The following is a 20316-nucleotide window of genomic DNA, read 5'->3' as shown; positions in this document are numbered from 1 at the left end:
ACAACCCTAGTGGATACCGGGCGGCGGCGCGGCGTCGGGCGCGCGGACGGGCGGATACATGGCGTCCATCCGCGCGGTCGAGGTGGGATTGCCAACTGTGCTGATCTCGCCATCACCGCAGGCTGCGCGAAATTCCTCCATTGACGGGCCGCCGGGCGTGATCGGATTGGGCGCGGCCCAGACGAAGGTCTCGCCGAGCCGCCCTTCGACCTGCCCGGTCATGCGGTTGACGAGGACGTAAAAGCCCTCGCCGTCCACATCGAGCCCGGTCTCGGCATGGAACCAGGCGAGCGTCTCCACCCCCTGCCGGTCGAGGTAGAAGCACCCGTCGCGCAGCACGATGCGCCCGCTGTCGGCCGCCTGGTTCTGCATACCCGTTCGCGCCTCGCTGGCGGGCCAGATGCGGATACCCTGCGCCGCCGCATCGCTCACGCGTGGGCTGACGAGATCGGGCACGAAGTTCCAGTCGATATGGCGCGGGACGCTCCAGCCGTTCTCGCGCACCCAGGCGTCGAAGTCGGCGGGCGTCAAGGTGAGGCTGAAGCTGGAGATGGGATCGTCGTCGTTCTTGCCGGAGAGGCCGTAGCCATCGACCACGCCCCGCTCGTTCAGCCGCGCCAGCCACTGCTCGCCCACGGCCTTGGCATCGGCGGGCGCGCGGGCCGTCGCTTCCCGGCGCAGGTCGGAGAACTCGACGATCGTCATGTCGCGGATCAGCTGGCGATAATCGGGCACCGGCGCTTCGATTTGCGTGGCGTATCTGCGCGTCTCGACAGGTGTTTGCGAGGCGTCGGGCACGTCACCGGCACCGCACGCGGCGAGCGCGACGATAGGCAGGAGAGCAAGCTTTCTCATCACGCGCCGTCATTGCCGGCTCCCGCTTGCGCGGCGCTGAATGCGCTCAGGCGCCGTCACACGCGCCGAGCGGAAGTTCGCCGCGAGGCACGAAGCGATCGCCGTTCCAGTCGAAATGCACGGTTGCCGTTTCGGAACCGGTGTAATGCAGTTCGAAGGACCGCCCGGGGACGAACCCCTCCATCGACGCGGTGATCTCACTGAGCTCGGCAGGATCGAGGGCTGCCCCTGCATTGCTGGAATAGTCGGCGAACGATGCCACCTGCCGCGGCCCGTCCGGCATCAGCGCCACCAGCTTGGTGCAGCCGATCGTTTGCCCTTGTCCGGTAAATCCGCCCGACGCGCGGATTACCGGCACGCCGAGCAGGTCGTTGCCGATCGACCATTGGCCGAGCCGGCCCTGCCCGCCGACCTCTAGTGCGCGCTCGAAACGCTCCACACCGGTCACCCTGCCATCGCTGGCATCGAGGTAGAACACGTCCAGCCTGCCCTCGGTCGCATGGCTGAAATCGTCGAAGACGTATTCCGCGACCAGGACGTTGCGCCCCGGCACCTGCACGAGTTGCTGACGCGCGTAACGGGAGCCCGTCCCCGCCGCCGCCACGGCATCCGTCATTGCAACCGGCTCGGCCACCGGCGGCCGCGGCGCCTCATCCGCGCCGCCGCACGCTGCGAGCAAGCACAAGGTCGCTATGGCGAGAAGCGCTCTCACCGCATCAGCACCAGTTCCTCCGCCATGGTCGGGTGGATCGCCACGGTCGCGTCGAAATCGGCCTTGGTCAGCCCGGCCTTCACCGCGATGGCGGCGGCCTGCATCATCTCCGGCGCTTCGGGCGCGATCATGTGGATGCCCACGATCTTGCCGTTCTCGCCGTCGCAGATCATCTTCATCAGGCTGCGCTCGTTGCGGCCCGCGAGCACGTTCTTCATCGGGCGGAAGTCGGCGAGGTAGATCTTCACGCTGCCCAGCTTGTTGCGCGCCTCGCCCTCGGTCATGCCGACTGCGGCGATCGGCGGGTGGCTGAAGACTGCGCTGGGTACGCAGCCGTGATCGACCGCCACGGGGTCGCCCTTGCCGAACACGGTATCGGCGAAGGCCTGGCCCTCGCGGATGGCGATGGGGGTCAGCTGCACCCGGTCCGTCACGTCGCCCACGGCGTAGATGTGATCGACGCTGGTCTTGCTGAAGCGGTCGACCTTGATCGCGCCCTTATCGTCCAGCTCGACGCCGGCCTTGTCCAGCCCCAGCCCCTTGACGTTCGGCACGCGGCCGGTGGCGAACATGACGAGGTCGGCGTGCTCCTCCTCATGGTCGGACAGCTTCACGAAGAAACCGCCGTCGGGGCATTCCTTTATATACTCGAAGGTGGTGTTGAAGCGGAAGTCGATGCCCTTCATCACGCTGATCTGCAGCAGCCGGTCGCGCACGGATTCGTCGTAGCCGCGCAGCAGCTTGTCGGATCGGTTGACGATGGTGACCTTGCTGCCGAACTCGTTGAAAATGCCGGCGAACTCGTTGGCGATGTAGCCACCACCGGCGATCACGATGCGCTTGGGAAGGGCATCGAGGTGAAACGCCTCGTTCGACGAGATGGCGAGATCCGCGCCCTGGCACTCGGGCATTCGCGGATGTGCGCCGGTGGCAATGAGGATGTATTTCGCCGTCACCACCTTGCCGCTCGCCAGCGTGATCTCGTGCGCGCCGGTGATCTCGGCCCGCTCGTGAAACAGGGTGACCTCATGGTTCTCCAGCGTCTGCGTGTAGGCGCCTTCCAGCCGCTCGACATCGGCCAGCACGTTGTCGCGCAGCTTGATCCAGTCGAACTTTTTCTCGCCGATCTCCCAGCCGAACTTCTGGCAGTCCTCCAGGTCTTCGGCGAAGTGCGCGCCATAGACGAGCATCTTCTTGGGCACGCAGCCGCGGATGACGCAGGTACCGCCCACGCGATGCTCCTCTGCCACGGCGACCTTCGCCCCGTGCGCGGCGGCCACGCGGCTGGCGCGCACGCCGCCCGAGCCTGCGCCGATGGTGAAGAGGTCGAAGTCGTATTCGTCGGTGGTTTCGGTGGTGTCGGCGGCCATGAGCGCTCCTGTGTGCTGGAGCGGGATATGGCGGCGGCTTGCTCCCGGGGCAACCGGGCTTTCGCCTAGCTCTCCAGCCAGGGGGCGTAATCGCGCAGCAGCTGCCAGGCGCGCAGGTCCTCGATAGTGACGAGGCGTTCGTCGCGCAGCCCTGCGCCGCGCATCACCAGGCGGTGAACGGCGCTGGCCTGCGTCTCGCTCGCACCCGGCAGCGTCACCAGCACGTCGGGGCTATGCTCGAACGGAGTTTCGAACAGCATGGCGGAATTCATCGCATCGAAGCCGAAGCCAAGGAAGACCAGCCGCTTGCCCTGCGCCATCTCGGTTGCGAGCTGGCGCTGGAAATACCGCTCGTTCGCGCGCTCTGTCGCGGTGCGGATCTGCTCCACGACACCGTGGAGATCCTCGGGCATGGTCTGCCCCCAGTCGGCGATGGGCGCACTGCCCTTCTGCCAGTCGAGCCGGCCGGGCGTGCCGTAGGGATGGACGACCTTCAGCTTCTCGCCCGTCAGCGCCTGCGCGTCGGTCAGGCTCATGCCAAAGGCCAGGTGCAGCGCCCAGGGCAGGTAATGCTCGATGGCGCGATCGTAATTGAAGCAGACGATGGAGAGGTTGTCGAAGACCTGTTCCGCCCGCGCGCGCGGGACGCCGTTCACCAGCGCACGGCTGAGCTGGAACAGCCAGTTCTCCGTTCCGCGCACGGGCAGGTCGCCGGGATCCTTCGGCTCGGAGCCTAGCGGGCTCGCCGCCTCGGCTGAGAGCGAGTGGTGGGCGATGGCCAGCTTGCCCAGCGCCAGCACCATCGGGTTGTCGCCGTGCTGTTCGAGGATGGCGTCGATCGAGCTGGAGATGCGCGCGGCCGAGCGAATGGTGTGCCCCGCCTCGACCAGCGCATCCTTCTTCACCCTTGCCTGCTTGGCGAGATGGTCGACGTGCTGCGCCATCGCGGCGATGTCCGGCGTTTCCAGCGTGCCGCCCAGCCGCGCGAAATCGAAGCTGGCGGCAATCCGCTGTAGCAGCTCGCGCCCGTCGGGAAACTGCAGCTCCGTGCTCGCGCCCGCGCCGACGACGAGCGTGGTCTTGGTCCTGATCATGGCGTGCAGGCTAGGGCAGCGATGGTAAAGATTTTGCTCAGCATCGTCGCGCGGCGACTGCGCGAGAACCGGGAATTAACCTAAATCCCGCACAAGTGCGCGCATGGCCGCGCGCATATTCCTGCTCTGCTTTCTTGGGCTGCATTTGCTCGCGGCACTTGCCGTGCCACAAATGGATATTCGCAACGTCGCCAGCGCGGTGTGGCTGCAGGCTCTGCTACTCGTGTGGCTGGTGCTGATCGGCGTGGCAGTTCTGTTCATGCAGATCGCCCGTAAGCGTGCCCGGCACCCCGCCCGCACCATGTTGCGGACAATACGCTGCAATCGCGCCCGCTTCCTGGAAGGATCCGTGTTTCTGGTCGCGCTGGCGCTGATGATGCAAATCTACATGGTGCTCAAAGTCGCCATGCCGACCATCGTGCCGTTCTACGCCGACCCGCTCTTTGCCAGAATCGACGCAGCAATATTCGGACAGGATCCGTGGCGAATAAGCCATATGCTGCTCGGCCCCGGTGCTACGCGGTTTCTCGACGGCTTTTACACCACCCCATGTCTCGTGGTCACGATGGGGATGACGCTATGGGCCTGCTTTTCCCGCGACCGCGCGTTCAGCAGGCGCGCGGTGCTGGCAATTACGCTCTCGTGGTTCGTCATCGGGGTGTGGGCAGCCACGCTACTGTCGTCGGCAGGCCCTGCCTATATGCAGCACTTTTACGGCGAACCTCGGTTCGCGGCCTTGACGGCCAGCCTGCCAGCCGACCTGACCGCAGTGCGCACGCAGGCCTACCTGTTGGAGAATTTCGGCGCGCCCGGCTTCGGAAAGGGCATCAGCGCCATGCCGTCCATGCACAATGCGCTTTACCTGCTGCTTATCTGGATGATGCACGACCGCTTCGGCAACGCCTGGCAGACTTGGTGCGCAGTAGCGTTCGAGGCGACGGTGTTCGTCGCCTCCGTTCACCTGGGCTGGCACTATGCGCTAGACGGAATCGTGTCAGCGCTGATGGTCGGGCCGATCTGGTGGATGGCCGGGGCGATCGAGCGATTGCCCACACCCCGATGGCCCGGCGTCACAGGCTGGGCTGGCAAGCGCCAGCCCGCCTGACCCTACCCCCTGCTGCGCGAACGGCTGCCCGAACGCCGACGCCGGTTGCCGCCGCCGCCTGCCTCTGCCTGCCCACCCGCAGCGGCACCGCTGCGGCCGCCCTGCGGACGACCCTTGCGCGCCGGGTGCTTGGCCTTGGCCCGCTCGGCCGAGGCGCCGCGCGGCTTGGGCTGCACGCGCTGGCGCGGCTGCTTGGGCTCGGGCTTGGTCGGGCCGACGCCTTCCACCACGGCGCGGAAGTTCTCCGGCAGAGGCAGACGCTCGAACTCGGCATCGGTCTGCTTGCGAATATCCTTGAGGTAGCTGCGCTCGTCCTCGGCACAGAAGGCGATGGCGACACCGTCCGCCCCGGCGCGCGCGGTGCGGCCGATGCGGTGGACGTACTGTTCGGGCACGTTGGGCAGCTCGAAGTTGATGACGTGGCTGACGCCCGGAATGTCGATCCCGCGCGCGGCGACATCGGTGGCGACGAGGATCGGCGTCTTGGCGCGCTTGAACTCGTCGAGCGCCCGCTCGCGCTGCGGCTGGCTCTTGTTGCCGTGGATGGCGTTGGCCGGAATGTTGCGCTGGGCAAGACGCTTCACCACGCGGTCCGCGCCGTGCTTGGTGCGGGTGAAGATGAGCACGCGCTCGAAATCGCCGGGCGTGGGATGCTGTTCGAGCAGGATCATCTCCAGCAGGGTCTGCTTCTCGTCCTGCTGGACCATGAACAGGTACTGGTCGATCCGCTCGGCCGTGGTGGCCGCCGGGGTCACGCTGACGGTGACGGGATCGTGGCAGTACTTGCCCACCAGCTCCTTGATCTGCTTCGGCATGGTGGCGCTGAAGAACAGCGTCTGGCGGTCCTGCGGCACGAGCTGGCTGATGCGGCGCAGCGCGTGGATGAAGCCGAGGTCGAGCATCTGGTCCGCCTCGTCGAGGACAAGGATTTCCACGCCGTTCAGTGCAAAGGCCTTCTGATCGATCAGGTCGAGCAGGCGGCCGGGCGTCGCGACGAGAATGTCGCAGCCGCGGTGCAGCTTGTTGCGATCCTTGTTGACGCTGGTGCCGCCGACGATGGAGTGGACGGAAAGGCCCGCCATCGCGCCGTAATCCTTGGCGCTCTGGGCGATCTGCCCGGCCAGTTCGCGCGTCGGGGCGAGCACCAGCATGCGGCAGGACTTGAACGGCACCTTGTTGTCGGCGCGGCGCAGGTTGTCGATGCTGGGGAGCATGAAGGCGGCGGTCTTGCCGGTGCCGGTCTGCGCGATGCCGAGCAGGTCGCGGCCCTCGAGCACGGGCGGGATGGCCTGCGCCTGGATCGGCGTCGGGTCGGAATAGCCCTTCATGTCGAGGGCCTGGAGAACGGGCTGGCTCAGCCCGAGGTCGGAAAACTTGGTCATGGAGTAACTCGCATATGTGCGAATGGCGCGCAGCCGGAACGGCGCGCGATCGCGGGGTTGAAAAACCGCCCGCGTGAAAAGGGTAGGTCTGGGGAAAATCAGCCGAGGTGCTGCCGGGGCGGGCTTTGTCTGTCCCGCCGCTTCACGCTGGCGCTGACCTCGATGGCGGCCATGTGGGCGCGAAGCTGTTAAATGTCAATGCGCGACTGGTTCGCCCCGCGTTCCGCGGCGACCGCCAGCAGGCGTTCAACCACCAGTTCCGACGGCGTCGGCTTGGCTACCACGGGCGCATTGATGCGACGAAGCAGCTCGCCCGAGCGGTCGAGATCGCCGGTATTGAGGATGAACGGCAGGCCCAGCCGGTGCAGTTCCATCGCCGCGTTCTCGCAGGTCTGGCCCTTGCCCAGGTTCACGTCGAGAATGGCGCCGTCGACGGACTTGTTCTTGATCGCATCCATCGCCTCGGGACAATTGCGCGCGGTTACCGCGTCGATCCCGGCATCCTCCAGCGCCCATTGCAGGTCCATGGCGATGAGCGGCTCGTCCTCGAGAACGAGGACGCACTTGAGTTGTGTCAGCCCGTTCACCCTGCGCGGCCGATCGGGAAGTGTATTTCCGCCTGCAAGCCCTCGGCCTCCCACTTGCGCTCCAGCGTGCCGTCGAGATGGTCGAGCAGCGTGTCCACGATGCGGAAGCCGGTCCCATTGTCTTCGTCCGGCGCGCCGTCCACGGGCGGACCGCCCCGCTCTCGCCAGCACACGACAAGCGATCCGCGATGGTGGCGGTCGTTGTCTTGCCGCCATTCAACCTCGACGGTCCCGGTGTCGTTCGAGAGCGCGCCGTACTTGATCGAATTGGTCGCCAGTTCATGCAGGGTCAGGCCGATGGCAGAAATGGCGTTGGGTTCCGTCCTCAGGCCATTGCCGAGATAGATGATGCGCCCGCCTTCGGGATCGTAGGGTGCCAAGACCGCGCGCACCGCCTGCCCGACCTCGATGGTGCCGAGGAAGGCATCGTCCAGCGTCGGCTCGTAACTGCGGCCGAGCGCCTGCACGCGCTGGTTGATCTTTCGCGAAACCTCCGGCGCGTCCATCGATCTGCCGGTGATGTTCACGATCGCGCCGATGACGGCGAACACGTTCTTCAGCCGATGCGAAACCTCGCGCGCCATGGCCTTGGCGTTGCGCTCCTCCGCCTGCGCGAGATGAATTTCGCTGACGTCCCACTGGCTGCCGAAGAAATACTTGAGCTCGCCGTTCTCGTCGTAGATCGGGCCCAGGTGCAGCGCGTTCCAGAAGCTGGAGCCATCCTTGCGATAGTTGAGAAGCTCGACCACCGCCACGCTCTGGTTCTTCAATGCTTCGCGAATCTTGGATACCTGCTTCTGGTCGGTGTGCGGGCCCTGGAGAAAGCGGCAATTGCGCCCGATAATCTCATCGCTGCCGTAGCCGGTCAGGTTTTCGAAGGCGCGGTTGCAGAAGACGATGGGATCGTCCTTCTGCCGCGGATCGGTGAGGCAGACAGCCATGCGTGTCTGCGCCATCGCCTGCTCGAATAATAGCCCGGTGGCACCCGAAAACGCATCCGGCCCCGCGAAGGGGCCGGTGTTTTCCATCATCGCCTGGTTCTGCGGCTTTGGAGGCGGGGCGCTCTTCAATGAATGTTAATCCGGTCCGGAGGCGTCGCGGGCTTAATGGTCCGCCCGCAGGTTTGTTCCTACTAAAATGACGAGGCAACGCCCCGACGTGCGATCAGGATAGCCCGGCAATCCGCAACAAGGCCTCGGTGCTCGCATCGAAACGCTCGCCGCCAGCCTCGATCTTCTTCGCGATTTCCTTGCCCAGCTCGACGCCGAACTGGTCGAAGGGATTGATGTCCATCAGCACGGCGTTGGCGAAGGTGCGATGCTCGTGAAAGGCGATGAGCGCGCCGAAGGTGGCGGCATCGAGGTCGTCGACGAGGATCGTGGCGGAAGGGCGATTGCCGGGATAGCTGCGATGCGGATCGTCGCTCGCCTTGCCGGCCATCAGCGCCGCGCCTTGCGCGAAACAGTTCATCAGCAGGATCTGGTGATGCGCGGGATCGAGAACGTCGCCCGGCTCCACGCTGGCGATGAAGTCGATCGGCACGAGGTGCGTGCCCTGGTGAAGCAGCTGGAACACCGCGTGCTGCGCGTCCGTCCCCACCCCGCCCCAGGTGATCGGCGCGGTCGGCCCGCTCGGTTCGCCGCCCACGGTGACGCTCTTGCCGTTCGATTCCATCTCCAATTGCTGCAGATAGTCGGGCAGCAGTCGTAGCCGCTCGTCGTAGGCGAACACCGCGCGGGTCTGAGCACCCTTGATGCGGTTGTAGAAGAGGTCGGCAAAGGCCGCGCGCAAAGGCAGGTTGGCGCGCCCGTCGGTGTCGCGGAAATGCGCGTCCACCGCGGCGGCGCCGTCCAGCATGGCAGCGAAGTCGTCCCAACCCACGGCCACCGCGACGGGAAATCCGATCGAGGACCACAAGGAATATCGCCCGCCCACGCTCTCCGCGAAAGGCAGGACGCGGGTTTCGTCCACGCCCCATTCCACGGCCTTTTCCGGCGCGGCGGTCAGCGCGATGACGCGGCCCGATGGATCGGCGACGCCGTTCTCCTCCAACCAGGCGAGCGCGCTGCTGGCGTTGACCATCGTCTCGATGGTGGTGAAGGTCTTGCTGGCGACGGCGACGAAAGTCGTGGCCGGGTCACACTTGACAAAGGCCTCTTCCAGCGCGACGCCGTCGATGTTGGAGACGACATGGACATCGACCAGCGGCAGGTCGCGCGCCAGCGCATCCACCGCCAGCGCCGGCCCCAGCGCGCTGCCGCCGATGCCGACGTGGATGAGGTGCTTGACCTCGCCGAAGGTCCCTTCGTGCAGCGCCTCGACAAGGATCTTCATGCGCGCCAGCAGGGCCTGCGCTTCCTCGACGCTCGCATCGCGGCCCACGCCCCGCAAGGCCGCGTGTTCGGCGGCGCGGTTCTCGGTGGGGTTGACGACCTCGCCCGCGAACAGCCGGTCGCGCATAACGGCAAAGCCCGAAGCCTCCGCCAACGCCTCGAAGTCGGCGAGCAGATCCTCGGTCAGGTGGGTCTTCGACCAGTCGAACAGCACGCCGCCCGCACCCTCGCCCAGTTCCAGCCGCGCGGACAGTTTCTCCACCCGCCCGGCATCGCTGGCAAACAGCTCTTCCAGCGTCGGATCGGGATGGAGGGCGAGGCGTTTCCAGGCCTCGTCGCGCGTCAGGGTCATTCGTGGTCCTTTCCGGTTCGGCTCGGGCTTCGCTAGATGCTCGCAAGCGCAAAAGCAAAGGCGCTTGACCTGAACCGGCGGGCGCAACATGGATTGCCGCGATGACCGACGCCCCCATCCGCGAGATCGTAGAGCCCTCCGCCAAGGCGGCCCAGCCCGCAGAGGAGAAGGAGGACTGGAAGAGCTTTGCCGGCTTCCTGGTCAAGTTGGTGATCGTCGTCCTGCTGTTCCGCACGCTGGCCTTCACCAGCTTCAACATCCCGTCGGAGAGCATGATGCCGCGCCTGCTGGTGGGCGATTACCTGCAGGCCGCGAAATGGCCCTACGGCTATTCCAGCGCCTCGCTGCCCTTCGGTATCGACGTGGGCGACGGGCGCCTGTTCGGCAGCCAGCCTGAGCGCGGCGACGTGGTGATTTTCAAGCACCCGATCGACCGCACCGACTACATCAAGCGCGTGATCGGCGTGCCCGGCGACACGGTGCAGATGGTGGGCGGCGTCCTCACCCTGAACGGCACGCCGGTGGGGCGCGAGCGGGTTGAGGATTTCGTGCAGCCCATCGCAGCGGACGGTAATTGCGGACCCGGGCGCGGCCGCTTCGTCGCGCGGCAGCCAGATGGCAGCTATGCCTGCAAGTTCCCGCAGTTCCGCGAGACCCTGCCCGGCGGCAAGAGCTACCTGACGCTCGATTTCGGCACCTTCCCGCAGGACGATACCCCGCCCGTGATCGTGCCGCCCGGACAGCTGTTCCTGATGGGCGACAACCGCGACAATTCGATGGACAGCCGCTTCCCGGCGCAGGCAGGCGGCGGCATCGGACTGGTGCCGCAGGACAACCTCGTGGGCGAGGCCTATTTCATGTACTGGTCCTACGACGACGGCGTGCGCTGGAGCCGCATCGGACGCGGAATTTGACCGCGCTTTCGGCCGAAACCCGCAACTGGCTGCAAGCGAGCGGCTTCAGCGTGCGCGATCCCGCCGTATGGCAGGAGGCGTTGACCCACGGCAGCACCGGCGAGGCGCGCGACTACCAGCGACTGGAATTCCTCGGCGACCGCGTGCTCGGCCTCACCATCGCCCACTGGCTGTTCCAGCGCAGTGCCTCGACCGAGGGCAAGATGGCGCAGCGCCTCAACGCCCTCGTCAGCAAGACCAGCTGCGCCGAGCGGGCCCGCGAATTGGGCGTCTCCTCCCACGTGCGCATGGGCAAGCAGGCGCGCGACGACGGCGCGCACGACAGCGACAACGTGCTGGGCGACATCATGGAATCGCTGCTCGGCGCGAATTTCCTCGAAGCCGGCTTCGACGCCACGCGCGACCTGATCCACCACATGTGGAAAGGCGAGATCGAGGGCGCCGCGGGCCACTCCAAGCATCCCAAGAGCGCCTTGCAGGAATGGGCCGCGGGCAACCAGCGCCGCCCGCCGCAATACCGCGTCGTTCGCACCGATGGGCCCGATCACGCGCGCACCTTCACCGTCGAGGTCATGGTCCACAAGGTCGGCAGCGTCGAGGCCAGCGCCCCCGGCAAGCAGGAGGCCGAGACCGAGGCCGCGCGGCTGTTCATGGAGAAGTTCGGATGAGCCAGCCCAAAGCACCGCATTGCGGTCTCGTTGCCGTCATCGGCGCGCCCAATGCGGGCAAGTCCACGCTGGTCAACCAGCTTGTCGGGCAGAAAGTCGCCATCACCAGCGCCAAGGCGCAGACCACCCGCGCGCGCCTGCTCGGCATCGCTCTCGAAGGCGAGACGCAGATCCTGCTGGTCGACACGCCCGGCATCTTCGAGCCCAGGCGGCGGCTCGACCGCGCCATGGTCAGCGCCGCCTGGGAAGGCACGACGGCCGCCGACGCGGTGCTGCTGGTGGTGGATCCCGTCAAGCAGCGCCGGCACGAGCTGATGCCGCTGCTGGAATCGCTGAAGGACCGGCTCGAACGCAAGATCCTCGTCCTCAACAAGGTCGATGCCAGCGCCAAGGAGCCGCTGCTCGCCCTCGCGCAGGAACTGGGCGCGATCGCCGATTTCGCAGAGGTCTACTTCGTCTCCGCGCTGACCGGCGACGGGGTGCCGCAACTGAAGGCGCGCCTCGCCGCCATGATGCCCGAGGGGCCGTGGCACTACCCCGAGGACCAGGTAAGCGATGCCAGCGAGCGCCTGCTCGCCGCCGAAGTGACGCGCGAGCAGCTCTATCGCCAGCTGCACGAGGAGCTGCCTTACGACGCCGCCGTGCGCCCCGAAAGCTACGAACAGCGCCCCGACGGCAGCGTGGAAATTCGCCAGCAAATCGTGATCGCCCGCGACAGCCAGAAGCCCATCGTGCTCGGCAAGCAGGGTCGCCGCATCAAGGAGATCGGCGAGGCGGCGCGCAAGGAACTGGCCGAGATCCTCGGTCAGAAGGTCCATCTTTTCCTCCACGTGAAGGTTGACGAACGCTGGGCCGAAAGCCGCGAGGTCTACGAAGAAATGGGGCTGGACTGGGTGCGCTAGCGGTTCGCCGCGCTATCCCGCTGGCTGAAGCGCGCAAGGCTGCACGCCGCCGCCACCACCGCCAGCGCGCAGGCGACGTAGAGCGGCGTGGGGCCGAGGCCGAAGCCGCCCGCCAGCAGGATACCCACCACCACCGCGCCCAGCGTCTGCCCGACGAGGCGCGAGGTGCTCAGCAATCCCCCCGCCGCCGCGGCGCGCTCGGGCGGGGCGCGGCCGATGAGCAGGCGGGAATTGGGGGCGAAGAACATGCCGAAGCCGAGCGCCGCCAATGCCAGTCGCCAGACGATGGCGAACGCGCCCGGCTGTTCGGGCATGGTGGCGAGCAGCAGCATTCCGGCCACGGCGATGACCATGCCCGCCACGCCCAGCTTGGTCGCGGCAATGCGATCGCTCGCCCAACCCGCGGCGGGGGCGACGAACAGCAGGGTCAACGGGAACGGCAGCAGCAGCATGCCCACCGTCTCGGGCGGATAGCCCATGCCCTCCTCGAAGCGGAACGGCAGCGACAGCATCAGCGCGGAAGAAGCGATGAAGCAGGCGATGGCGGCGAGTGCCGAAAGGCCGAGCACGGGCTTCGCCAATAGGTCGACAGGCAGCACCGGGTTCTCGCGCCCCTTTTCGCGCTTCACCAGCCAGACGGCTGAGGCCACGCCCATCAGCACGGTCGCAACCCCAAGCGGCACGTTGCCGTGCGTGCCGACCTGCATCCCGCCCACCAGCAGCAGCATGGTGAGCGCGCTCCACAGGCCGCTCTTCCACTGGGCGGGAATGTCGCGGGGCTTCGGATCGGGCAGCGCGCGGCCCAGCAGCAGCGAGACCACGGCGAGCGGCGCGGCCACGACGAAGACCGTCTGCCACGGCGCATGGCCCACGATCCAGCCGCCCAGCGTCGGCGCCAGCGCGGCGCTGCTCGCGACGATCACCGAGTTGATCCCCATGCCGGTGCCGAGCTTGGCGGAAGGGTAAATCTGCCGCAGCATAGCCGCCGAGACCGCCAGCGCCATGCCCGCTCCCAGCGCCTGGAACGCGCGCAGCACCAGCAGCAGCGTGAAATCGGTGGCGAACCAGCAGGCCGCGCTCGCTGCCATGAAAACGCCCTGCCCCCACTGATAGAGTGTGCGGTGGCCGATCCGGTCGCCGAGCGAGGCGAAGGGGAACAAAACCATGACCAGTACCAGCTGGTAGACGGTGATGACGTTTGTGACCGCCGCATTGGACACGCCGAGATCGCGCGCGATGGTCGGCAGGGCGACGGTCGGGATGGCCCCGTCGAGCACCAGAAGCGCGGTGCCGAAGCTGATGGCGGCGATGGCCCAGACCCGGCGCGGCATGGGCAGGCCGTCCGGTCGATCCGCCTCGCTTTCGCCCTGCGGCGGGCGGGGATCGGCAAGGGACGCGGCGCGCAGCATTGCGGCCATGTGTGCCCGCCCGCCCCATTGTGCAAGTGCGAAAGAGAGGCGGCGCGCTAGCGCTTCTTGGCGATGGCGATCTTTTGCTGCTTGGCGAAGGCCTTGGTAGATTCTTCGCTGCGGTTAAGCGCCTTGGCGATCTGTTTCAGGCCGTGGCCCTTGCCGGCGAGCAGGCGCAGCTTGCCCGCCTCCTCGCCGTTCCAAGGCTGCTTGTGCCGTTCGAACTGTTCCTTGGCCATCGCCCTCAGCCCTCCGCCTTCTTGGCCGCAGCCTTCTTCCTGGCGGCAGGCTTCTTCGCGGCGGCCTTCTTCGCCGGTGCCTTCTTCTTCGCCGGAGCCTTCTTGCGCGCGCCCTTCTTCTTCACCGGACCCTTGGCCGCCTTGTCCGCGATGAGGACGAGCGCCTCGTCGAGCGTGAGCGCATCCTTGTCCTTGTCGCGGGGCAGCGTCGCATTCACCGTGCCGTCGGTGACGTAGGGGCCGTAGCGGCCCTCCATCAGCTTCACCTCGTCGCCCGCCTCGGTCTTGCCGAGCACCTTGAGAGGCTCGCGGCCCGCCCTCGCCCCGCCGCGGTTGCCCGCCTGGGCCAGCAGGTCCACCGCGCGGTTCATGCCGACGTCGAAAACCTCGCGCGTATTGGCAAGCTTGGCATACTTGCCGTCGTGCTTCAGGTATGGCCCATAACGTCCTATCGCGGCTTCGATTTCCAATCCGCTCTCCGGATGCGCGCCTACCACGCGCGGCAGAGCCAGCAGCTTCAAGGCCCACTCCAGGTCGAAGTCCGGCAGGTCCTTGGGGATGCTGGCGCGCTTGGCTTCCTTGCCCTCGCCCAGCTGGATGTAAGGGCCGAAACGCCCGGTCTTGCGCTCGACGGGCAGGCCGGTCTCGGAATCGGTGCCCATGACCGAATCCTCGCTGCCGTCGCCCTCGCCCGGCTGGCCGAACTTGCGGCGGAAGGTGCATTCCGGATAGTTCACGCAGCCGATGAAGGCGCCGAAGCGCCCGCCGCGCAGGTGCAGTTCCCCGCCCTCGCGGTTCTGCTCGGCGCACAGCGGGCACCAGCGCGGATCGTGGCCGTCGGCGCGCGGGGGAAAGAGATAGTCAGCGAGGAACTCGTCGAGCACCTCGGTGACCTCCGAGGGCTGGCGCAACATGACCTCGTCGCTCTTGGGCTTGAAGTCGCGCCAGAAGGCCTCGAGCACGCGCTTCCACTCGGTGCGCCCGCCGGAAACCTCGTCAAGCTCGTCCTCCATCCCGGCGGTGAAGTCGTATGCCACGTAGCGGGGGAAGAAGCGTTCGAGAAAAGCCGTCAGCAGCCGCCCCGAATCCTCTGCGAAAAAACGATTTTTCTCCATCCGCACATATTCACGGTCGCGCAGGGTCTGGATGGTGGAGGCGTAGGTCGAGGGACGACCGATGCCCAGTTCCTCCAGCCGCTTGACCAGGCTCGCTTCGGAGAAGCGCGGGGGCGGCTGGGTGAAGTGCTGGGTCGCCTCGACACCCTTCTTCGCCGGCAGGTCGCCGCTCTTCATGAAGGGCAGCAGGCCGCCGTCCTCGTCGTCGCTTTTCTCGTCGAAGCTCTCGGAATAGACCGCCAGAAAGCCCGGAAACTTCACGACCTGTCCGGTCGCGCGCAACTCGTGCCTGCCGGTGGGGTCGCGCAGGGTGACGGTCGTGCGCTCCATCCGCGCGCTTTCCATCTGGCTCGCCATGGCGCGCTTGAAGACGAGGTCGTAAAGCTTCGCCTCGTCGCCCGAACCGAAGCGCTCAGTGGTGAAGCTGGTAGGTCGGATGGCTTCGTGCGCTTCCTGAGCATTCTTCGCCTTTGTGCTGTAATGCCTCGGTTTTTCCGGCAAGTAGTGTCCGTCGAACCGGTCCGAGATCGCCCGACGGCAGGCCGAAATGGCGCTCCCGTCCATTTGCACGCCGTCGGTCCGCATATAGGTGATCGCGCCCGCCTCGTAGAGCGACTGGGCGAGCCGCATCGTGTGGCTGGCCGAATAGCCGAGTTTTCGCGCCGCCTCCTGCTGCAAGGTGGACGTCGTGAACGGCGGCGAGGGATGGCGCTTGTGCGGCTTGGTCTCGACCTCCTCTACGGTGAAGCGTTCGCTCTCCACCGCCATTTTCGCCGCCTCGGCGGTGGTGCCGTCGCCAATGCTCAGGCGCTCCAGCTTCTTGCCGTCGAACTGCACCAGCCGCGCGTCGAATTCGCTGCCGTCGTGCTCCATCCTGGCGACCACGGACCAATATTCCTGCGGCACGAACAACTCGATCTCGTGCTCGCGCTCGCAGATGAGGCGCAGCGCCACCGACTGCACGCGGCCTGCGCTCTTGGCGCCCGGCAGCTTGCGCCACAGCACGGGCGAGAGCGTAAAACCGAAGAGGTAGTCGAGCGCGCGGCGGCCTAGGTAGGCGTCGATCAGGTCCTGGTCGAGCTGGCGGGGTGCCTTCATCGCGTCGGTCACCGCCTGCTTGGTGATGGCGTTGAAGGTCACGCGCTCGACCTCCGCAGGCAGCGCCTTGCGCTTCTTGAGCAGGTCCATGACGTGCCAGCTGATCGCCTCCCCCTCGCGGTCGGGGTCGGTGGCGAGGATCAGGCGGTCGGCCTTCTTGGCGGCGTCGGCGATGGCCTTCACCTGCGCGCGGTTGCGCTGGTCGGCATAGACCTCCCAGTCCATCGCGAAGTCCTCGTCCGGGCGCACGCTGCCGTCCTTGGCCGGCAGGTCGCGGACGTGGCCGTAGCTGGCGAGGACCTTGAAGTCCTTGCCGAGGTATTTCTCGATGGTCTTCGCCTTGGCGGGCGATTCGACGATGACGAGTTGCATGGTGATGAAAAACTGTCCCTTACACGTGTACGTACGCGCGAAGGTGGTGAGCGGGCGGGTAGTGCGTCAAGCGAAGACTTGCGCCAGCGTTTCGGTTTCGTCGTTGAGATTGCGATAGGCTGCGACCGAAAGCCCCATCAGCAGCACCGGCAACACGTGAATGCCGAGCCAGGTCAGCCCGTCGCCTCCATCGCCGCCTGTCAAGACAGCGCCCAGCCCTGCCAGCACGACGAAGATCGCCAGCCAGATCAAGCCCAGCACCGTCACTGCCAGCGACAGAGCGGTGGTATTGGATGAGCTCGCCTGCCACCCGTCGCCCAGCGCCTGGAAGACGTTGCGTGGCCCCGCCACCAGCGCGGCGGGGGATATGATCCACCTGGCGACAAGGATTATGCCCGGTATCACGAACAGGTTGAATGCGAACAGGATCGGCAGGATCAGCAACAGTGCCATGCCGACGAAGCCGGGAAGCCGCATCTTCTCGTCATGCAACAGACCCGCCCGGCGCAGCATCACCTGGTAAAGCCAGTATTGCATGAAGAAGTAGCCGCCGGTCGCTGCGATGGCGACGAGGCCGCGCATCTCGTTCTCACCGTCCACCAGTAGCCCGGCGGCGAAGAAGGCACCGAAATAAATCGCGAGTTGGCGGCGGAGGTCTTTCAGTCCTTCAAAGGTATCCTGCAGCAGGGTGCCGAGGTCGACGCTGCGTGTCTGGACAAAAGCCATGCCGGCCGCGATCAGGCGAAGACGTCGGCCGTCTCGCCCCGGTCGTCGTGCACCAGCACGAAGACGGCGACCGAAAAGGCGAACGACAGCGCATTCGAAAAGGCGTCGAGCAGCGATGCGACGATGAGGCCCAGCGTATCGTTCACCGCGATCATGGCGAGGGCCGCGCCGCCGAACACGATACTCGCGCCCAGGGTCAGGACCAGCCCGGCGAAGAAGATCGACCACGAATGCCCGCGCGTGGCCTCCCAGCTCACCTTGAGCGATTCCACCGCGCCCAGGCCGCGCGACACCGCGAAGCCGTTGGCCGCCGACCAGCGGACGAGCAGGATGATACCGGGCACGATCAGCAGGATGAAGCCGACGATCATGCCGAGCACCGCGAGGATCGACATTCCAAGGAAGGTCCAGAAACCGCCGCCCTCCCCGCGCAACCGCCCTTGCGAGCGCAACTGTTCGCGCAGCAACCACCACGTTCCGACGACGCCCAGCACCAGCACGGCAAGCTGAAAGAGGCCGGAGGCAAACGTGGTCGTCTCGTCCACGATCATCCCGCCGCCGAAATCGTAATCGAGCGCATTGGCATCGACGAGGCCGAATACTGCTCCGGCTCCGCTCAGCCCCCCGATGACGAGCGTGTAGAGCATGGTAGGCACATTGGCATCGCCCACTACGCGAAAGAGACGCGACAGGATGTTGCCGACATCGACCCGGTTTTCCATTGCTTGACCCCTGATCCCTGTGCGAGTCTCAATGCGACAGCGAGACCCTCCCGCCCGCATGTCGCACCAGTCGCCCGGCGATTTCAAGTTCAAGTAGCGCCATTTGCACGGCCCCGGCGCTGCACCCGCAAATTCGAAATGAATTTCTCAGCACCCATGACCAAGCCCGAGCGTTCCGGGCCGCGTCCTTAACCGGTGCGGATCGACGCTTATCAGAAAACGCGCAACCTCGCGCCTTTACGAGGTTGCGGAAAGATTTCCTCCGTCCAAAAAGGGCCCGAAAGCAAATTGGATGCTTTCGGCACTGTCAACCTCGATAACTCGGAGCGACGACCATTCTTTCTTTTCGCATTCCATAAGGCCCTCTTTTTAAGTGAGATGGCCGAATTCGTAAGGTCACTGATAAACCCTGTCAATCTTCGGGACTGACAATGGATGGCCCAAGTGACTAGGCGAGCGACCAGCAGATTCGCGCGTCTGTGGGTTCGGAAAGACAGGACGGGTTAAATGGATGGAGCAAAGCTGGATTGGCATCGCCCACCACGCGAACCAGACGCGACAGGATGTTGCCGACATCGACCTGGTTTTCCATCGCTTGCCCCCTAGTTCCCGTGCGGGCCTCAATACGACAGCGAGACCCTCCCGCCCGCATGTCGCACCAGTCGCCCGGCGATTTCAAGCTCCAGCAACGCCATTTGCACGGCCCCGGCGCTGGCGCCGGACTGGCGGATGATCTCGTCTATGGCGACGGGAGCCGTGGTCAGCAGGCCGGCCACGCCTTCGGGCTCGCTGTCCGCGTCCTCCCCGATCGGCGACCAGTCGATTGATGCGAGCGGTTCGCGGAAGCTGGAAACGGGGGTGCCGTCGAAGGCGGAGAGCAGCTCGATAACGTCGTCCGCGCTCTGCACGAGCACGGCGCCCTCGCGGATGAGTTGGTTGCAGCCCTGGCTGCGCGCCTCGAGCGGGCTGCCGGGGATCGCCATGACCTCGCGCCCCGCCTCGCCCGCCAGCCGCGCGGTGATGAGCGAGCCGGATTTCGGCGCAGCCTCCACCACCAGCGTGCCCGCGGCCAGCCCGGCGATGATCCGGTTGCGCTTGGGAAAGTGACTGCCGCGCGGCTCGGTGCCGGGGGCTTCCTCGGCAATCAGCAACGCCTCGCTGGCGATCCGCTCCTGCAGGTCGGCATGCTGCGGCGGATAGGCGACGTCGATGCCGCTGGCGATGACGCCGATGGTGGCGGGCATGGCGCCCTCGTGGCAGGCGCCGTCGATGCCGCGCGCGAGGCCGGAGACGACGGTGAAACCGCCCTCCGCCAGATCGCGGGAGAGGTCCCGTGCCAGCTTGACCGCCGCCGCCGAAGCGTTGCGCGCGCCGACCAGCGCCACGCATGGCTTCGCCGCCAGCGCCATGTCTCCGCGCACGGTGATGATCGGCGGCGCGCTCTCCAGCTCGCCCAGCAGGTGCGGATAGTCAGGGCTGTCGTGGAAGACGTAGCGCGCGCCGGCCCTTCGCGCGGCGGCGATCTCCCGCTCGATCCGCTCGCGCGGGGCGGGCTGGTAGTTGCGCCGCGCGCCGCGGCTGGCGAGGTCGGGCAGCGCCTCGATCGCCGCGGCGGCGGTGCCGAAGCGGGCGAGCAGCTGGGAATAGCTGATCGGCCCGATGTTGGCCGAGCGCAGCAGGCGGATGCGGGCGAAAGCCTCGTCCTGCGTCAGTTGCGCGCCGCTCACTTCTTCGCGCCGACCCTGGGCTCCTCGCCCCGCATCAGGCGGCCGATGTTGGCCCGGTGCAGCCAGACGATCAGGACCGCGATCAGCGCCAGCACGGGCACGAAGGCGTAGTATTGTAGCGCAAAGGCGGCGACGGCGGCGGCCACGACCGCACTCATCCCGGCGACCGAGGAAATGCGCCCCAGCGCGAGAACGGCGACCCAAACGATGGCGTAGGCAAGGCCGATGGGCCAGGCGAGGCCGAAGCTGACGCCCGCATTGGTCGCCACGCCCTTGCCGCCCTTGAATTTCAGCCAGACGGGGAAACAATGCCCCAGCACCGCGCCGAGCGCGGCGAGCGGCACCGGACCCCAGGCCGGCGCGGCCTCGGCCAGGGGGCGGTCGAGCACGGCCGCGACGATGAGGACCGGGGCGAGACCTTTCAGGAAATCGAGCAGCAAAGTTGCCGCCGCCAGCTTCTTCGACCCCGTCCGCAGCACATTGGTCGCACCGATGTTGCCGCTGCCGATCTGGCGGATGTCCCCCTTCCCGGCCGCCTTGGCCAGCAGCAGGCCGAAGGGGATCGAGCCGGAGAGGTAACCGATCAGGAAGGCGAGCAACGATTCCATGAACACTCCGCTTACCCCGAGCTTGC

At 66.5% G+C, this 20316-nt stretch carries 20 protein-coding genes and 1 pseudogene; 4 read left to right on the top strand and 17 right to left on the bottom strand.

Going from position 1 to position 20316, the window contains the following annotated elements; genetic code table 11:
• Positions 1 to 6 precede the first annotated feature (6 nt).
• The 4 genes from AAW00_RS02630 to AAW00_RS02615 all read right to left on the bottom strand — a co-directional run bounded on the left by AAW00_RS02630 (position 7) and on the right by AAW00_RS02615 (position 4031).
• Positions 7 to 855 carry a hypothetical protein gene (locus tag AAW00_RS02630; RefSeq protein ID WP_156169901.1) on the bottom strand — a complete coding sequence of 283 codons (849 nt, stop codon included), beginning with the start codon at positions 853 to 855 and terminating at the stop codon, positions 7 to 9.
• Positions 856 to 901: 46 nt separating this feature from the next.
• Positions 902 to 1534 (bottom strand): hypothetical protein, encoded by a 633-nt coding sequence (locus tag AAW00_RS02625; RefSeq protein ID WP_156169900.1) that lies wholly within the window; start codon positions 1532 to 1534, stop codon positions 902 to 904.
• A 29-nt stretch (positions 1535 to 1563) separates the two neighbouring features.
• Positions 1564 to 2937 (bottom strand): glutathione-disulfide reductase, encoded by a 1374-nt coding sequence (gene gorA, locus AAW00_RS02620; RefSeq protein ID WP_047002760.1) that lies wholly within the window; start codon positions 2935 to 2937, stop codon positions 1564 to 1566.
• A gap of 65 nt (positions 2938 to 3002) precedes the next feature.
• Entirely contained in the window at positions 3003 to 4031 is a 1029-nt protein-coding gene (locus AAW00_RS02615; protein WP_047002759.1) for a hypothetical protein, read from the bottom strand.
• Between the two features lie 103 nt (positions 4032 to 4134).
• Here AAW00_RS02615 and AAW00_RS02610 point away from each other — a divergent pair, with 103 nt between their 5' ends.
• The gene (locus tag AAW00_RS02610; RefSeq protein WP_082124886.1) at positions 4135 to 5136 is read left to right on the top strand and encodes a phosphatase PAP2 family protein; all 1002 of its coding nucleotides are present in this window, start codon (positions 4135 to 4137) and stop codon (positions 5134 to 5136) included.
• A gap of 2 nt (positions 5137 to 5138) precedes the next feature.
• On the opposite strand, the gene AAW00_RS02605 is transcribed toward AAW00_RS02610, so the two are convergent.
• The 4 genes from AAW00_RS02605 to pgi form a co-directional block, all read right to left on the bottom strand.
• Positions 5139 to 6518, bottom strand: a complete 1380-nt coding sequence (locus AAW00_RS02605) for a DEAD/DEAH box helicase (protein WP_047002757.1) — start codon at positions 6516 to 6518, stop codon at positions 5139 to 5141.
• 188 nt (positions 6519 to 6706) lie between these two features.
• Positions 6707 to 7105 (bottom strand): response regulator, encoded by a 399-nt coding sequence (locus AAW00_RS02600; protein ID WP_052761730.1) that lies wholly within the window; start codon positions 7103 to 7105, stop codon positions 6707 to 6709.
• On the bottom strand, positions 7102 to 8136 hold the full coding sequence (locus tag AAW00_RS02595) for a PAS domain-containing protein (RefSeq protein WP_241461612.1): 1035 nt from the start codon (positions 8134 to 8136) through the stop codon (positions 7102 to 7104). Before AAW00_RS02595 ends, AAW00_RS02600 begins: the two co-directional genes overlap by 4 nt.
• A 133-nt stretch (positions 8137 to 8269) precedes the next feature.
• Complete coding sequence (gene pgi / locus AAW00_RS02590; RefSeq protein ID WP_047002756.1) at positions 8270 to 9790, bottom strand: glucose-6-phosphate isomerase; 1521 nt, start codon at positions 9788 to 9790, stop codon at positions 8270 to 8272.
• 101 nt (positions 9791 to 9891) lie between these two features.
• Between pgi and lepB the strand changes: the two genes are divergently transcribed.
• From lepB to era, 3 genes are read left to right on the top strand one after another with little or no spacing between them, the layout of a single operon-like run.
• The gene (gene lepB / locus AAW00_RS02585) at positions 9892 to 10704 is read left to right on the top strand and encodes a signal peptidase I (protein WP_047002755.1); all 813 of its coding nucleotides are present in this window, start codon (positions 9892 to 9894) and stop codon (positions 10702 to 10704) included.
• Positions 10701 to 11372 carry a ribonuclease III gene (gene rnc / locus AAW00_RS02580; RefSeq protein WP_047002754.1) on the top strand — a complete coding sequence of 224 codons (672 nt, stop codon included), beginning with the start codon at positions 10701 to 10703 and terminating at the stop codon, positions 11370 to 11372. The genes lepB and rnc overlap by 4 nt, the downstream gene beginning before the upstream one ends.
• Entirely contained in the window at positions 11369 to 12274 is a 906-nt protein-coding gene (gene era / locus AAW00_RS02575) for a GTPase Era (RefSeq protein WP_047002753.1), read from the top strand. Before rnc ends, era begins: the two co-directional genes overlap by 4 nt.
• Here era and AAW00_RS02570 read toward each other — a convergent pair.
• The 9 genes and pseudogenes from AAW00_RS02570 to plsY form a co-directional block, all read right to left on the bottom strand.
• Positions 12271 to 13692, bottom strand: a complete 1422-nt coding sequence (locus tag AAW00_RS02570) for an MFS transporter (RefSeq protein WP_241461611.1) — start codon at positions 13690 to 13692, stop codon at positions 12271 to 12273. The two genes, era and AAW00_RS02570, sit on opposite strands and share 4 nt — an antisense overlap.
• 47 nt (positions 13693 to 13739) lie before the next feature.
• Positions 13740 to 13922 (bottom strand): hypothetical protein, encoded by a 183-nt coding sequence (locus AAW00_RS02565; RefSeq protein ID WP_047002752.1) that lies wholly within the window; start codon positions 13920 to 13922, stop codon positions 13740 to 13742.
• Positions 13923 to 13927: 5 nt separating this feature from the next.
• On the bottom strand, positions 13928 to 16507 hold the full coding sequence (topA, locus tag AAW00_RS02560) for a type I DNA topoisomerase (protein ID WP_047002751.1): 2580 nt from the start codon (positions 16505 to 16507) through the stop codon (positions 13928 to 13930).
• Positions 16508 to 16573: 66 nt separating this feature from the next.
• Positions 16574 to 17233: a hypothetical protein gene (locus tag AAW00_RS02555; protein ID WP_047002750.1), complete on the bottom strand. Its 660-nt coding sequence runs from the start codon at positions 17231 to 17233 to the stop codon at positions 16574 to 16576.
• Positions 17234 to 17244: 11 nt separating this feature from the next.
• The gene (locus AAW00_RS02550) at positions 17245 to 17955 is read right to left on the bottom strand and encodes a hypothetical protein (protein WP_047002749.1); all 711 of its coding nucleotides are present in this window, start codon (positions 17953 to 17955) and stop codon (positions 17245 to 17247) included.
• Positions 17956 to 17983: 28 nt separating this feature from the next.
• A pseudogene (locus AAW00_RS15495) lies at positions 17984 to 18091 on the bottom strand (DprA-like winged helix domain-containing protein); the annotation flags it as partial.
• 312 nt (positions 18092 to 18403) lie between these two features.
• Positions 18404 to 18547 carry a hypothetical protein gene (locus tag AAW00_RS14840; protein WP_156169899.1) on the bottom strand — a complete coding sequence of 48 codons (144 nt, stop codon included), beginning with the start codon at positions 18545 to 18547 and terminating at the stop codon, positions 18404 to 18406.
• A gap of 28 nt (positions 18548 to 18575) precedes the next feature.
• Entirely contained in the window at positions 18576 to 19682 is a 1107-nt protein-coding gene (gene dprA / locus AAW00_RS02545; protein WP_047002748.1) for a DNA-processing protein DprA, read from the bottom strand.
• Positions 19679 to 20290 carry a glycerol-3-phosphate 1-O-acyltransferase PlsY gene (plsY, locus tag AAW00_RS02540; protein WP_047002747.1) on the bottom strand — a complete coding sequence of 204 codons (612 nt, stop codon included), beginning with the start codon at positions 20288 to 20290 and terminating at the stop codon, positions 19679 to 19681. The genes dprA and plsY overlap by 4 nt, the downstream gene beginning before the upstream one ends.
• Positions 20291 to 20316: the final 26 nt, after the last annotated feature.

This window comes from Aurantiacibacter luteus (genome assembly GCF_001010945.1).
In the GTDB taxonomy this organism is placed as follows: Bacteria; Pseudomonadota; Alphaproteobacteria; order Sphingomonadales; family Sphingomonadaceae; genus Alteraurantiacibacter; species Alteraurantiacibacter luteus.
This window is presented reverse-complemented; position numbering and strand designations above follow the sequence as displayed.

What these genes read in the sequence shown, in the direction of transcription:
- AAW00_RS02630 (WP_156169901.1), bottom strand. Translation starts at nt 855, where the DNA reads ATGAGAAAGCTTGCTCTCCTGCCTATCGTCGCGCTCGCCGCGTGCGGT.
- gorA (WP_047002760.1), bottom strand. Translation starts at nt 2,937, where the DNA reads ATGGCCGCCGACACCACCGAAACCACCGACGAATACGACTTCGACCTC.
- AAW00_RS02615 (WP_047002759.1), bottom strand. Translation starts at nt 4,031, where the DNA reads ATGATCAGGACCAAGACCACGCTCGTCGTCGGCGCGGGCGCGAGCACG.
- AAW00_RS02610 (WP_082124886.1), top strand. Translation starts at nt 4,135, where the DNA reads ATGGCCGCGCGCATATTCCTGCTCTGCTTTCTTGGGCTGCATTTGCTC.
- AAW00_RS02605 (WP_047002757.1), bottom strand. Translation starts at nt 6,518, where the DNA reads ATGACCAAGTTTTCCGACCTCGGGCTGAGCCAGCCCGTTCTCCAGGCC.
- AAW00_RS02595 (WP_241461612.1), bottom strand. Translation starts at nt 8,136, where the DNA reads ATGATGGAAAACACCGGCCCCTTCGCGGGGCCGGATGCGTTTTCGGGT.
- pgi (WP_047002756.1), bottom strand. Translation starts at nt 9,790, where the DNA reads ATGACCCTGACGCGCGACGAGGCCTGGAAACGCCTCGCCCTCCATCCC.
- lepB (WP_047002755.1), top strand. Translation starts at nt 9,892, where the DNA reads ATGACCGACGCCCCCATCCGCGAGATCGTAGAGCCCTCCGCCAAGGCG.
- era (WP_047002753.1), top strand. Translation starts at nt 11,369, where the DNA reads ATGAGCCAGCCCAAAGCACCGCATTGCGGTCTCGTTGCCGTCATCGGC.
- AAW00_RS02570 (WP_241461611.1), bottom strand. Translation starts at nt 13,692, where the DNA reads ATGGCCGCAATGCTGCGCGCCGCGTCCCTTGCCGATCCCCGCCCGCCG.
- AAW00_RS02565 (WP_047002752.1), bottom strand. Translation starts at nt 13,922, where the DNA reads ATGGCCAAGGAACAGTTCGAACGGCACAAGCAGCCTTGGAACGGCGAG.
- topA (WP_047002751.1), bottom strand. Translation starts at nt 16,507, where the DNA reads ATGCAACTCGTCATCGTCGAATCGCCCGCCAAGGCGAAGACCATCGAG.
- AAW00_RS02555 (WP_047002750.1), bottom strand. Translation starts at nt 17,233, where the DNA reads ATGGCTTTTGTCCAGACACGCAGCGTCGACCTCGGCACCCTGCTGCAG.
- AAW00_RS02550 (WP_047002749.1), bottom strand. Translation starts at nt 17,955, where the DNA reads ATGGAAAACCGGGTCGATGTCGGCAACATCCTGTCGCGTCTCTTTCGC.
- AAW00_RS14840 (WP_156169899.1), bottom strand. Translation starts at nt 18,547, where the DNA reads ATGGAAAACCAGGTCGATGTCGGCAACATCCTGTCGCGTCTGGTTCGC.
- plsY (WP_047002747.1), bottom strand. Translation starts at nt 20,290, where the DNA reads ATGGAATCGTTGCTCGCCTTCCTGATCGGTTACCTCTCCGGCTCGATC.